Source organism: Amycolatopsis jejuensis (assembly GCF_000717335.1).
Taxonomy (GTDB): Bacteria; Actinomycetota; Actinomycetes; order Mycobacteriales; family Pseudonocardiaceae; genus Amycolatopsis; species Amycolatopsis jejuensis.
This window is the reverse complement of record NZ_JNYZ01000006.1, coordinates 217,884-232,059: the sequence shown is the minus strand read 5'-3', so window position 1 is coordinate 232,059 and position 14,176 is coordinate 217,884. Positions and strand designations below refer to the sequence as shown.

The window sequence follows — 14,176 nt, the reverse complement described above, 5'->3', positions numbered from 1 at the left end:
TTCGGAGAGGCAACCGCGATGACCTTGGCCAGCCCGCATCCGATGACCATGTTCGGCCCGGACTTCCCCTTCGGCTACGACGACTGGCTGACCCATCCGGCCGGTCTCGGACGGCTGCCGGAGCACCGCCTCGGCACCCCGGTGGCCGTGGTCGGCGGCGGGATCTCCGGTCTCGTCGCCGCTTACGAGCTCATGAAGCTCGGCCTGCGACCCGTTCTCCACGAGGCCGGTGAGCTGGGCGGGCGGATGCGCTCGGCCGCCTTCCCCGGCCATCCGGATTCCTTCGCGGAGCTGGGCGCGATGCGTTTCCCGCCCTCGGCGAGCACCCTGTTCCACTACATCGGCCTGCTCGGCCTCGCGACCCGGCCCTTTCCCAATCCGCTCTCGGCCGCCGCGCCCAGCACGGTGATCGATCTCGGCGGGGTGGTCCACCGGGTGCGGACCGCGGGCGAACTGCCTGCCGACTACCTGCAGGTCGCCGACGCCTGGGACAAGGTGCTGCAGGACCGTGCGGAACGCTCGTCGATGGAGGACGCCATCCGGCGGCGCGACGTCCGTGCGATCAAGGCCCTCTGGAACCGGCTGGTGGCCGAGCTGGACGACGAGTCGTTCTACGGTTTCCTGGCGTCCTCGTCGGCGTTCGGGTCCTTCCGTTCCCGGGAGATCTTCGGGCAGATCGGCTTCGGCACCGGCGGCTGGGACACCGATTTCCCCAACTCCATCCTGGAGATCCTGCGGGTCGTCTTCACCCACGCCGACGAGGACCAGGTCAGCATCACCGGCGGCGCCCAGCGGCTCCCGGCCGGATTGTGGACCCACGCACCGGAGAACCCGGTGCACTGGCCAGCCGGGACGACCTTGTCGTCGCTCAACTCGGGCGCCCCCCGCCCGGCGGTGACGCGGCTGCGCCGTTCCGGCGAGGCCATCACCGTCGAAGACGCCTCCGGTACCCGGCGCGACTTCGCCGCCGCCGTGTTCACCCCGCACGTGTGGACTCTGCTCGGCCACGTCGACTGTGCCCCCGAACTGCTCAGCAGCCCGCAGTGGACCGCGATCGAGCGCACCCACTACATGGGCTCCTCCAAGCTTTTCGTCCTCACCGACCGCCCGTTCTGGCGGGACCTCGACCCGGCCACCGGCCGGGACGTGATGGGCATGACCCTGACCGACCGCAGCCCCCGCGGGGTGTATCTCTTCGAGGACGGGCCCGGCCGGCCGGGCGTGATGTGCCTGTCCTACAGCTGGAACGACGATTCGGCGAAGGTGCGCACCCTCGGCGCCGCCCAGCGGATGGACGTCGTCCTGCGGCAGCTGAAGGCGATCTACCCGGACGTCGACATCGCCTCGCACATCATCGGCGGCCCGATCGGCATCACCTGGGAGCACGAGCCGCACTTCCTGGGTGCCTTCCGCGCCAGCCTCCCCGGCCACTACCGCTATCAGCGCCGGCTCTTCACCCAGTTCATGCAGCGCGGGGAACCCCGCGCGCAACGCGGGTTCTTCCTCTGCGGTGACGACATTTCGTGGACGGCGGGGTTCGCCGAGGGTGCGGTGACGACCGCGCTCAACGCCGTCTGGGGCGTGCTGGACCATCTCGGCGGAGCGACCGCACCGGAGAACCCCGGCCCGGGAGACCGGTTCGCCGAGCTGGCTCCGGTGGAGCTGCCCCGCTGAGCGGCCGCACCGGAATGCCGGGCACGGCACCCGTGCCCGGCAGCCCGCTCACGCCGAGGCGGCCAGCTCCTCGAGCCGCTTGCTGTCCGGCTTGCCGGTGCCGTTGAGCGGAAAGCGGTCGATGACGACCATCCGGTCGGGCAGCTCGTAGTCGGCGAGCGCCGCTCTGGCCACCGCCCGCCAGTGGGCGAGGCCCCGGTTCTGGTCGTCCTCGACGAAGGAGATCAGCTCACTGCCCCGGCGCTCGCAGGGGATCGCGACGATCTTGGCCACACAGCCCGCCTCCGCCATCCGCCGTTCGATCATGTCCGGGTAGAGGGTGTAGCCCATCCGGTGGACGGCCCGCTTGCGGCCGAGGACGTACAGGCTCCCGTCCGAGGTCAGCCGGCCGAGGTCCCCGCTCGGGTACCAGCCCCGGACGGCCGGTTCGATCTCGCCGTCCTCGCCGAGGTAGCCCGCCATGACGTCCGGGGTGTGCACCATGACCTCGCCCACCTCGCCGGCCGGAAGCTCGGTGCCCTCGTCGTCCACCACTGCCAGCCGCACACCCTCGACCGCCCGTCCGCAGGCGACCGGGTTGTCCAGGGTGGCAAAGGCGACGTTGCCGAGTTCGGTGCTGCCGTAGCTGTCGAGCAGGCAGTGCCCGACCTCGCCGGTGTAGTGGTCCACGAGCACCGGATCGAGGGGCGCGGCACCGGAGCAGAGCATCCGCGCCCCGGCGAGCACGCGCATCAGCACGGGCCGGCGGCGGGCCAGGTTGAGCATGCTGCGGTAGGTCGCCGGCGTGGCGTCGAACACCGTCGCGCCGCACAGACCGGCCATCCGCAGTGCGTGGTCGAGCCGCCGGTACGGGGCCACCACCAGCGAGCACCGGGCGAGCCACGCGATGAGCACCATCGACAGCCCGTACTGGTGGGAAAACGGCAGCAGCGGCACGAGCACGTCGGTCTCGACGTGCCCGACCTGGTCGATGTTGCGGCGCAGGTTCCGCAGGAACGAGGCGCCGGACTTCACGATCGCCTTCGGGGCGCCGGTCGAGCCGGAGGAGAACATGACCAGGCCGTCGGGAAGTTCGCACCACGGACGGACATCCAGGGCATCCGCTTCCGCCGCCGCCGCGCTCCGGCCCGCGGAATGCAGCTGCAGCTCGTAAATCGGGAAGCACGGGACGGCGCCGGGCAGGGCGGGGTCGTCGCCGCCGATGCAGTACCTGACGCGGGCCTGGGTGATCAGGCGTTCCGTGGTCGCGGCCCGTTCCGTGCAGTCGATGAGCACGATCGAGGCGCCGAGGTGCATCAGCGCGAGGAGCGCGGTCACATAGCCTGCCGAGTTCTCCGCCTTCAGCAGCACCCGGTCGGACCGGCGTACCCCGCGCTCCCGCAGTTCACCGGCCATCCGGACCGCGTCGGCTTCCCACTCTCCGAGGGTGCGGACACTGTCCGCACCGCAGATTTTCGCCATGACCGGACCTCATTTCTTCGGCTTCGATTCGGACGGGGAGCGTCCGCACGGCACTCCGGGGTGCCCGCCGTCCAGCGTCCGCGCTCCCCGCACGGGAAATCCCCAGAACCCCGGTGCCGGCGCCCGGCACTGGGGATTTCCCGGGACTTCCCGTGGGACAAAGGCAGGGCCCCGCACCGGAAGCCACCCGCGCACCGCGGAAAGGTAGTGCCCATGGAGCCGACCCGCCGTCCGATCCTCTTCGTCAGCTCCCCCGAAGCCGGCCTGCTCAATCCGCTGCTGACCCTCGCCGGTGAGCTGTCCGGGCGCGGCGTGGAAGACCTCTGGTTCGCCACCGACGAGCCCCGCCGCGGCGAAGTCGAAGGCATTACTGCCCGGACTGCTGCCGGGACGCCGGTCGAATTCGCCTCGCTCGGCGAGGTCGTCCCCGAGATGTCCGCGGTGACCTGGGACGACGAGACCTATCGGGCGGTGACCCAGTCTTCGCGGTTCAAAGCCCACCGCGCGGTCCTCCGGCACACGGTGGACCCGCAGCTGCGCGTGGGCAAGTACCGCGCACTGGAAAGCGCGGCCGACAAGATCCGCCCGGCACTGATGGTCATCGAAAGCATGAGCCTGTTCGCGGTCGAGCTGGCGATCACCAGGAAGATCCCGTTCATCCTGAGCGTCCCGTTCATGCCGAGCAACGTGCTCACCTCGCACACTCCGTTCTCGAAAAGCCATACGCCGCCGGGCTTCCCGGTGCCGCACTCGGGACTGCCGTACCGGATGACCCTGGCGCAGCGCATCGAGAACCGGCTCTTCAAGCTGCGCACGCTCGCGATGTTCTTCGGCCCCGAGATGGCGAAGGTGGTCTCGCAGGACGGCCGGATCCGCGCGGAACTCGGGATCGCGCCCGAGGCCCGCGGGCAGATGGCCCGGATCGACGCCGCCGAATCCATCCTGGTCTACTCGGTCCCCGGCCTGGACTATCCCTTCCCCGTACCGGAGAAAATGCGGTTCGTGGGCGCGATGATCCCGCCGCTGCCCCAGGCACCGGAGGACCGCCGGGTCGCGGAGTGGCTCGACGCCCGGGATTCCGTGGTCTACCTGGCTTTCGGTACGATCACCCGGCTGACTCCGGCCGAGGTCCGGTCGGTGGTCGAGGTCGCCCGCCGGCTCGAAGGCACGCACCAGTTCCTCTGGAAGCTGCCTGCCGATCAGCAGGAGTTCCTGCCGCCTGCCGCCGAACGGCCCGGCAACCTGCGGGTCGAAAGCTGGCTGCCGTCCCAGCTCGACGTCCTCGCGCACCCCAGTGTCAAGGTGTTCTTCACCCACGCCGGCGGAAACGGCTACCACGAAGGACTTTACTTCGGCAAGCCGCTCGTCGTGCGCCCGCTGTGGGTCGACTGCCACGACCAGGCCGTCCGTGGCGCGGACTTCGGCGTCAGCCTCACCCTCGACCGGCCGGAGACGATCGATCCCGGCGACGTCGTCGACAAGATCACCAAGGTCGCCGGCACGGACTCGTTCCGGGCCCGCGCCGAGTACTTCTCCCGGCAGCAACGGGAAGCAGGCGGGCGCCGGGCCGCGGCCGACGTCGTCCTCGCTTCCCCGGCCCTGCAGTGACTGCCCGCAAGAGTGACCGCCCGCACGAACGAGGAGACGATGACCATCCGCTACCCGGTTTCCCGGCCCTGGCTCGGCGCACGCGAGCTGGACTACGTGACCCGGACCGTCCGCGACGGCTGGATCTCCTCGCAGGGACCGTTCGTGAAACAGTTCGAGCAGGCGTTCGCGGACTGCCACGGGACCGCCCACGGCGTCGCCTGCTCGTCCGGGACCACCGCGCTGACCCTGGCCCTGCGGGCACTCGGCATCGGTCCCGGCGACGAGGTGATCGTGCCGGAGTTCACGATGATCGCCTCCGCGTGGGCGGTCACCTACACCGGTGCCACCCCGGTTTTCGTGGACTGCGGGGACGACCTGAACATCGACGTCTCCCTGATCGAAGCGAAGATCACCCCCCGTACGAAAGCGATCATGCCGGTGCACATCTACGGGCGGCGCTGCGACATGGACGCGATCATGACCCTGGCGTACGAGTACAACCTGCGCGTGGTCGAGGATTCGGCCGAGGCCCACAGCGTCCGCCCGGCCGGCGACATCGCCTGTTTCTCCCTGTTCGGCAACAAGATCGTCACCGCCGGCGAAGGCGGGATCTGCCTCACCGGCGACCCGCGGCTGGCCGCTCAGCTGGCCCACCTCCGCGGGATGGCCTTCGACTCCGCGCACACGTTCCTGCACAAGAAGCTCGGCTACAACTTCCGCATGACGAGCATGCAGGCCGCGGTCGCGCTGGCGCAGACCGAGCGGATCGAGGAGATCCTCGCCCTGCGCCGGGACATCGAAAAACGCTACGACGACGGGCTCGCCGGGATCGCCGGGATCACCCTGATGCCGGCACGGGACGTGCTGTGGATGTACGACGTCCGGGCGTCCCGCCGCGACGAGCTGCGCGAATTCCTTGCTGCCGCGGGGATCGAGACCAGAGTGTTCTTCAAGCCGATGAGCAGGCAGCCCGGGTACCTCGACCCCGGCTGGCCCGCACTGAACGCCAGCCGGTTCAGCGAGGACGGGTTCTACCTGCCGACCTACCCCGGGCTGAGCGAAGCCGACCAGACCTTCATCACCGGCCGGATCCGCGAGTTCTACGACGTGGCTTGAGGATCCGGCACCCGGTGCCGCCGACGAACCAGGGAATGCGGCCATGACGAACGCCGAGCAGAACACCGTCGACTTTCCGGGCCGCCGCCCAGGCTGCCCGTTCCCGCCCGCCGAGTACGCGGACCTCCGAGCTCGCCCGGGACTGGTCAGGACCTCCCTTGGCACCGGCACCAAGGCGTGGCTGGTGGCCCGGCACGAGGACGTCCGCGCCGTGCTCACCGACCACCGGATCAGTTCCGACCCGGCCCACGCCGGTTTCCCGCGTTTCGGCCGGACCCGTGGGGTGCCCGGCCGGGACCAGGTGCCGGGCTGGTTCGTCGGGATGGATCCGCCGGAGCACAACCGGTTCCGCAAGACGCTCATCCCGGAGTTCACAGTACGCAAGATCAAGGAGCTGCAACCCGAGATCCAGCGCGTCGTCGACGGGCGGGTCGATGCGATGCTCGCCGCCGGGAACACCGCCGACCTGGTGGCCGGCTTCGCGCTTCCGGTGCCGTCCCTGGTGATCACCACCCTGCTCGGCGTTCCCTACGCCGACCACGAGTTCTTCGAGGCCAAGACCCGCGTCCTGGTCACCTTCACCTCGACCGATGACGAGCGCGAAGCCGCCGGCAAGGAGATCCTGCGCTACCTCACCCGGCTCGTCGCCCTCAAACAGCAACGACCCGGCAGCGATCTGCTCAGCAGGCTGCTCGCCGCAGGCACCCTCACGCCCCGGGAACTTTCCGGAGTGGCCATGCTTCTGCTCATCGGCGGCCACGAGACCACGGCCAACAACATCTCGCTCGGCGTCGTCACCCTGCTGGCGAACCGGGAGTGGATCGGCGACGACCGGGTCGTCGAGGAGCTCCTGCGGTTCCACTCGGTCGCCGATCTGGTTCCGCTGCGGGTGGCACTCGAAGATGTGGAAATCGGCGGCGAGCTCATCCGAGCGGGCGAGGGCATCATCCCACTGGTCGCCGCAGCGAACCACGACAGCGGCGCATTCTCCTGCCCGGCGCGGTTCGATCCCGCCCGTGCCGCCCGCCACCACGTGGCGTTCGGGTACGGCGTGCACCAATGCCTCGGCCAGAACCTGGTCCGGTCCGAGATGGCGATCGCCTACCGGACGTTGTTCAAGCGGATCCCCACGCTGGAGATCGCCGCTCCGGTCGCCGAGCTGCCGTTCAAGTACGACGGGATTCTGTTCGGCCTGCACGCCCTGCCCGTCAAGTGGTGAACCGCCGGCCCCGGGGCGTCTCGGCCCGGGGCCGGCTGCTGCGCGTCAGCGGGTACCGAGCCACCCCTCGATGGCGGCCGCGGTGGTCGGCGCATCCTCCTTGGCGAGGGAGAAGTGGTCGGCCTCGATCGTCAGCACCGTATCCGCGGGCACCGGGCTCTCGCCGGTCCCGACACCCTCGGCGCCGGGGAGCGGGACCGTGCACCGGACGAGCAGGACCGGTGCGGTCGTCGGATGGGGCTCCAGTCCGGCCACCATGCTGAACCAGCGGCTCATCGCGGACAGCCGGGCGCTGTCCGGCGGCGTCTCGGAGGCCGACTCCAGCCCGGACAGGTAGTCCCCCATGATCCGGCCGAAGTCGACGCCCTCGACGCCGTCATGGCGCAGGCTGAGGGTGTCCAGCATGATCACCGCGTCCGGCCGGATCCCCCAGGTGTTCTCGAGGACCCCGGCGGCGGCATACGCGAGCGCTCCGGCCGAGGAGTGCCCGACGAGAACGAAAGGCTTGCCCGCACTGGCATCCAGGGCACCTTCGGCGACCACCCTCGACGCCGCCGCGGGAGTGGCCGGCAGCGACTCCCCGGGGGCGAACCCGATCAGCGGAAGGGCCGACAGCGTGCGCTTGCCCCGGAACCGGGCGGCAATGCGGGCGTACTGGTGGGCACCGCCGGTCACCACCGGCGAGCTGATGCAGATCAGCATCGGCTCCGCGGGTCCGTCGGACAGCCGGACCGGGAGCGGGAGCTCGTCCAGTTCGGCGGGCATCTCGAAGGACGGCCGGAGCGCCGCGACGGCCTTGAGCAGTCCCATCGCCTGCGGGACCCGGCCGGCGTGGAACGCATCGAAGAACAGCTTCGCGACGGTGTCGGCGGTGTCGGCGGTGTCACCCGAACCCTGCGATACGGGCTTGCCCGGTGCGGCGTCAAGGCTGCCGTCGATCTCGCCGAGCAGCCATTTTGCCAGCTGTGCCGGGGTTTTGTGGTCGAAGACCACCGTCGAGGGCAGGCGAAGGCCGACGGTCTCGGCGAGCTTGTTGCGCAGTTCGACCGCGATCAGCGAGTCGAAACCGGCCTCCAGGAACGCCCGCTCGGGATCGAGCGCGGCCGCGTCCCGGTGCCCGAGCAGCATGGCGGCGTAGTCCATCACCAGTGCCAGGACGGTGTCTTCCCGGTCGGCCGCGTTGAGCCCGCGAAGCCGGTCCTGCAGCGTCGCGGTCGTTACCGCCGCTGCGGCCGCCCGCCGGGTCGTCCGGACCAGGCCGCGCAAGAGCGGCGGGACCTCGGACCGGTTGCCGAGCCCGGCTGCACCGACCCGCAGCGGGACGATGAGCGGCTCGTCGGACTCGATTGCGGCGTCGAACATCGCCAGCCCCTGCCGGGTGCCGATGGGCGGCAGCCCGGCCGAGGCGATCCGCTTGACGTCGTTGCCGGTGAGCGCACCGGTCATCTCGCTCGCCTGTTCCCACAATCCCCACGCCAGCGAAGTCGCCGGGAGCCCGTGTGCCCGCCGATGCTGCGCGAGCGCGTCGAGGAAGGCGTTCGCCGCCGCGTAGTTGGCCTGTCCGGGGGCGCCGGTCACCCCGGACACCGAGGAGAACAGGATGAACGCGGCGAGTGGCCTCCCCTCGGTCAGTTCGTGCAGGTGCCACGCGGCATCGACCTTGGGCCGCAGGACGGCGCTGAGCCGGTCCGGGGTCAGGGAAGCGAGCACGCCGTCGTCGAGGACACCGGCTGTGTGCACCACGGCCGTCAGCGGATGCGCCGGGGGAATCGACGCGAGCAGGTCCGCGACCGCGGTGCGGTCCGCGGTGTCGCAGGCGGCAATCGTGACTTGGGCTCCGCCCGCGGCGAGTTCGGCCGCCAGCTCTGGAGCTCCCGGCGCGTCCGGGCCGCGGCGCGAGGCCAGCAGGAGGTGCCGGACGCCCCGCTCGGCGACGAGGTGCCGGGCGAGCTGACCGCCCAGTACCCCGGTGCCGCCGGTGATCAGGACGGTGCCGCCGGGATCCCACGCGGGCGGAATGGTGAGGACGATCTTGCCGACGTGTTCGGCGCGGCTCATCCGGCGGAAGGCGTCCGGCGCCTGCCGCACGTCCCAGCAGCGGACCGGCAGCGGCCGGAGTGCACCGGCGGTGAACAACCGCAGCAGTTCGGCCAGCATTTCCCGGATCCGGGCGGCCGGAACGGTGCCGAGATCGAACGCCCGGTAGTCCGCCCCTCCGGCCTCGTCCCGGATGTCGGTCTTGCCCATCTCGAGAAAGCGCCCGCCCGGCGCGAGCAGCCGCAGTGACGCGTCGACGAACTCGCCGGTGAGGGCGTTGAGCACGACGTCGACCCCGCGTCCTCCCGTCGTGGCAAGGAAACGCTGCTCGAACTCGGTCGTGCGCGAGGAGGCGAGGTGGTCCTCGGCGATGCCGAGGGCCCGCAGTTCGTCCCACTTGCCTTCGCTGGCGGTGGCGAACACCTCCGCACCGAAATGCCGGGCCAGCTGGATCGCGGCCATGCCGACGCCGCCGGCACCGGCGTGGATGAGGACGGTCTCCCCGCGGCGTAACCCGGCCAGGTCGGCGAACGCGTGGTACGCCGTCAGGAACACCAGCGCGACCGACGCGGCCTGCTCGTCCGGCCACTCGTCCGGGGCGGAGGCGAGGTACCGCTCGTCGGCGACGGCAACCGGACCGAAACCGCCGTCGACCATGCCGAACACCCGGTCGCCCGCGGTGAACGCCGTCACCTCGGGGCCGACCTCGGTCACGATCCCGGCCGCCTCGGCCCCCATCACGCCGTCGCGGCCCGGGTACATCCCGAGTGCCTTGAGCACGTCGCGGAAATTGACCCCGGCGGCCGTGACCCGGATGCGGACCTGGCGTCCGGAGAGCGGTTCCGCGACCTCCGGGGCGGGCAGCAGGGCAAGGGCGTCCAGGCTGCCCGGATGGCCGGTGCCGAGCCGCCACGGCTCGTCGCCGTCCGGCGGCAGCAGGCCGGGGCCGGGCACGAGCCGGGCGAGCCGTCCGGCGCGGACCTGGCCCTGGCGCACGAGAACCTGCGTCTCGCCGTCGGCGAACAGGCCGGCGAGCGCGGGAACGGCTTCGGCGGACTCCTCGGTGTCGTCGAGGTCGGCCAGCAGGAACCGGCCGGGATGTTCGCTCTGGGCCGACCGGACGAGCCCCCACACCGCGGCTGCGGCGAGATCGGGCCCGGCACCCGCACCGTCGGCCACGGCTCCCCGGGTGACCACGAGCAGGCGAGACCCCGAAAACCGTTCCCCGGCAAGGAAACCCTGGATCTGTCCGAGCACTGCTGTAGTCAGCGGATGGACGGCGGCGGGGCCATCTCCGGCGACCGGCAGCAGGAAAACATCCGGCGCGGGACCGCTGACCTCGGCAGGGCAATCCGCGTACGCCGTGACGGTGTGCCCCGCGAGAGATGCCGCCGCGGCGAAGCCGAACCGGTCGTCACCCAGGATCGCCCAGCGAGTCGCGGGCGGCGGGGTGGCCGGGACGTCGATCCATTCCATCCGGAACAGCGACTGCTGCTCTCCGCGTGGCCCGGCGGCAAGACCGGCCGCCGCCGAGCGCAACACCAGGGAGTCCGCTGACAGCACCGGCGCGCCCTCGGGGTCCACCGCAACCAGTGCCACCGCGTCGGTACCGGCGCCGGTCAAGCGCACGCGCAGCGTCGAAGCACCGTTCGCCTGCAGCGACACCCCGCTCCACACGAACGGCAGCAGGCTCTTGCCGCCGCCATCGGGATCAACGAACGACACCGCGTGCAGTGCCGCATCCAGGAGCGCGGGGTGGATCCCGAACCGGTCGGCGTCGCCGGCCTGCGCCGGGAGGGCGACCTCGGCGTAGACCACGTCCTCGTGCCGCCAGGCACTACGCAGGCCCTGGAACACCGGGCCGAAGGTGCGCTGGTCGTAGAAACCTTCGAGGTCGATCGGATGCGCGCCGGGCGGCGGCCAGGCACCGGCGGCGAAGTCCGCAGCCGGTTCGCCCGGAGACAGCACCCCGGTCGCGTGGCACGTCCACTCCTGTTCCGGCGGCGCGTCGGCGGGCCGGGCGAAGATCTGCACTTCGCGGCAGCCGGTGTCATCGGGTTCGCCTGCGCGCACCTGGACGGCGATTGCCTCGTCGGCCGGAAGCAGCAGCGGGACCGAAAGTGTCAGCTCGTCGACGCGGCCGCAGCCGGCCTGGTCGCCCGCGCGGATGGCCAGTTCGAGGAATCCGGTGCCGGGGAAGAGCACCACGCCGCCGACCTCATGGTCGGCCAGCCAGGGATGGGTTGCCGTCGAAAGCCGCCCGGTCAGCAGCAGGCCGTCCGATCCGGCCAGCGACACCGCCGAGCCCAGCAGCGGGTGGTCCGCGGAGTGCAGGCCGAGCCCGGCCGCGTCGGCCCGCGGCGGGGCGGACCGCGGCCAGTACCGCGCGCGCTGGAACGCGTAGGGCGGCAGGTCCACCCGGCTCGCGTTCGTCCCCGCGAACACCGATGCCCAGGACACGTCGACGCCGCGGACGAACACCCCGGCCAGAGACGTCAGGAACCGCCGCAGGTCACCGGCGTCCCGGCGGAGGGTCCCGGCGACCACGGCGGGCCCGCCGCCTTCGTCGACCGTCGCGTGGATGTCGCCGGTGAGCACCGGATGCGGGCTCACCTCGACGAACGCCCGGTACCCCTGGTCCAGCAGCGCGCGGACGGCCGGCCCGAAGCCGACGGGTTCGCGCAGGTTGCGGTACCAGTAGCCGGCGTCCAGCCCGGTGGTGTCCAGCCATTCGCCGGTCACCGGGGAGAAGAACGGGATTTCGGAGTCTCGTGGCTCGAGTGCGGCGAGTTCGCTGCGCAGTTCGCCCTCGAGCTGCTCGACCTGTGCCGAGTGGGATGCGAAGTCCACCGCGATCCGGCGGGCGCGCACGTCGTCGGCGGTCAGCTCGGCAAGGAGCGCGTCGAGTGCTTCGGGCTCGCCGGACACGACGACCGATTTCGGTCCGTTGACGGCGGCGACGGAGAGGGCACGCCCACCCAGCCGCTTCTCCACCTCGGCAGGCGGGAGCGCGACGGAAACCATGCCACCGCGACCGGCCAGTGCCCGGCTGATCGCCTTGCTGCGCAACGCGACCACGCGGGCACCGTCCGAGATGGACAGTGCGCCCGATACGACGGCCGCGGCGATCTCGCCCTGCGAATGACCGACGATGGCGTCCGGGACCACGCCGTGGTGCTGCCACAACACCGCCAGCGAAACCATGACCGCCCAGGACGCGGGCTGGACCACGTCGGCCCGATCGAGCGACGGCGCGCCGTCGGCACCGCGGAGCACGTCGAGCAGGGACCATTCGACGTACGGGGCGAGCGCGGCCGCGCACTCGGCAAGGCGTCCGGCGAACTCCGGTGACTCCGCGGCCAGCCGGACCCCCATTCCGGCCCACTGCGAACCCTGGCCGGGAAACACGAAAACCGTGCGGCCACCGGTATCGGCGAGCCCGGTGACCGCGTCCGGTGCGTCAGCGGCCAGCTCGGCGAGCCCGGCCGTGAGCTCGTCGCGGGACTCCCCCAGTACCACTGCGCGCCGGTCGAAAACGGAGCGCGTGGTGACGAGCGAGAGGCCGATGTCCGCGGCTGCCTGACCGTCCACAGCGGACCGCAGCCGCTCCGCTTGGGCATGCAGCGCCTCGGTGGTCTTGCCGGAGAGGACCCACGGGAGCACCCCGGCGGCGTCCGGCGCGGCCGGTACGGGCTTCGGTTCGGGCGCCTGCTCGAGGATCACGTGCGCGTTGGTGCCGCTGATGCCGAACGACGAAACCCCGGCGCGGCGCGGACGCCCGGCAGACGGCCACTCCGTTTTCCCAGTCAGCAGGGCCACCGCTCCGGCGGACCAGTCGACGTGCGAGGAAGGCTCGCGTACGTGCAGCGTTTCGGGCAGGATCCCGTGCCGCATGGCCAGCACCATCTTGATCACCCCGGCCACTCCGGCCGCCGCCTGGGTGTGCCCGAGGTTCGACTTGATCCCGCCCAGCCACAACGGGATCTCGCGGTCCTGGCCGTAAGTCGCCAGCACCGCCTGCGCCTCGATCGGATCCCCCAGCACCGTCCCGGTCCCGTGTGCCTCGACGGCATCAACATCCGAAGTGGACAGACCGGCACCCGCCAACGCCTGCCGGATCACCCGCTGCTGCGACGGACCATTCGGCGCCGTAAGACCATTCGACGCACCATCCTGATTCACCGCCGAACCCCGCACCACCGCAAGAACCCGGTGACCGTTGCGTTCGGCGTCGGACAGCTTCTCCACCACCAGCATCCCGATCCCCTCGGACCAGCCGGTGCCGTCGGCGTCGTCGGAGAACGCTTTGCACCGGCCGTCCGGGGCCAGGCCGCCCTGCCGGGTGAACCCGGCGAAACCGAGCGAGGTCGACATCAGGGTCACGCCCCCGGCCAACGCCAGGGTGCACTCGCCGGCCCGCAGGGCCTGCGCCGCGAGGTGCAGCGCGACCAGCGAAGACGAGCACGCCGTGTCGATCGTGACGGCCGGGCCCTCGAAGCCGAAAGTGTACGAGATCCGGCCGGAGACGACACTCGCCGCGAGCCCGGTTCCGGCGTGGCCCTCGACGTCTTCGCCCGAGGCAAGCACGAGGTTGGCGTAATCCTGGCCATTGGTGCCGACGAACACGCCGGTCCGGCTGCCGCGCAACGTCTCCGGATCGATCCCCGACCGTTCGACGGACTCCCACGACGTCTCCAGCAGGAGCCGCTGCTGCGGGTCCATCGCGAGCGCCTCGCGCGGGGAAATCCCGAAGAACGCGGCGTCGAATCCGGCGATGTCGTCCAGGAAACCGCCTTCGGTGGTCGCGCTGCGGCCGTGCCCGTCACCCGCGAGGACGCCGAGGTCCCAGCCCCGGTCGGCCGGGAACGCGGTGATCCCGTCCGCGCCGGACACCACGAGCTGCCACAGGTCTTCCGGCGAGCCGATGCCGCCGGGGAAACGGCAGGCCATCCCGACGATCGCGACGGCTTCCTGCCGTCCCGACTCGGCCTCTTCCAGCCGCCGGCGGGTCTCGTGCAGATCAGCCGTGACCCACTTCAGGTACTCGACGAGCTTCTTGTCGTCCGGCATCACATGTGA

General features: G+C 71.2%; 5 protein-coding genes and 2 pseudogenes. 4 read left to right on the top strand and 3 right to left on the bottom strand.

Going from position 1 to position 14,176, the window contains the following annotated elements; all coding sequences use genetic code 11:
- Positions 1-18: 18 nt before the first annotated feature.
- Positions 19-1,674: a flavin monoamine oxidase family protein gene (locus OO71_RS09600; protein ID WP_033289320.1), complete on the top strand. Its 1,656-nt coding sequence runs from the start codon at positions 19-21 to the stop codon at positions 1,672-1,674.
- A 48-nt stretch (positions 1,675-1,722) separates the two neighbouring features.
- Here OO71_RS09600 and OO71_RS09595 read toward each other — a convergent pair whose 3' ends face one another.
- Positions 1,723-3,135, bottom strand: coding sequence for a class I adenylate-forming enzyme family protein (locus OO71_RS09595; RefSeq protein WP_033289319.1), 1,413 nt, complete (start codon positions 3,133-3,135; stop codon positions 1,723-1,725).
- Positions 3,136-3,348: 213 nt separating this feature from the next.
- Here OO71_RS09595 and OO71_RS09590 point away from each other — a divergent pair, with 213 nt between their 5' ends.
- From OO71_RS09590 to OO71_RS09580, 3 genes are read left to right on the top strand one after another with little or no spacing between them, the layout of a single operon-like run.
- Positions 3,349-4,743 carry a glycosyltransferase gene (locus OO71_RS09590; RefSeq protein WP_033289318.1) on the top strand — a complete coding sequence of 465 codons (1,395 nt, stop codon included), beginning with the start codon at positions 3,349-3,351 and terminating at the stop codon, positions 4,741-4,743.
- 39 nt (positions 4,744-4,782) lie between these two features.
- The gene (locus OO71_RS09585; protein ID WP_033289317.1) at positions 4,783-5,841 is read left to right on the top strand and encodes a DegT/DnrJ/EryC1/StrS family aminotransferase; all 1,059 of its coding nucleotides are present in this window, start codon (positions 4,783-4,785) and stop codon (positions 5,839-5,841) included.
- A 43-nt stretch (positions 5,842-5,884) separates the two neighbouring features.
- Complete coding sequence (locus OO71_RS09580) at positions 5,885-7,060, top strand: cytochrome P450 (protein WP_033289316.1); 1,176 nt, start codon at positions 5,885-5,887, stop codon at positions 7,058-7,060.
- Positions 7,061-7,105: 45 nt separating this feature from the next.
- Here the strand turns inward: OO71_RS09580 and OO71_RS53310 are convergent.
- Positions 7,106-7,729: pseudogene (locus OO71_RS53310) on the bottom strand (thioesterase domain-containing protein); the annotation flags it as partial.
- A gap of 267 nt (positions 7,730-7,996) precedes the next feature.
- A pseudogene (locus OO71_RS46245) lies at positions 7,997-14,170 on the bottom strand (SDR family NAD(P)-dependent oxidoreductase); the annotation flags it as partial.
- Positions 14,171-14,176 lie beyond the last annotated feature (6 nt).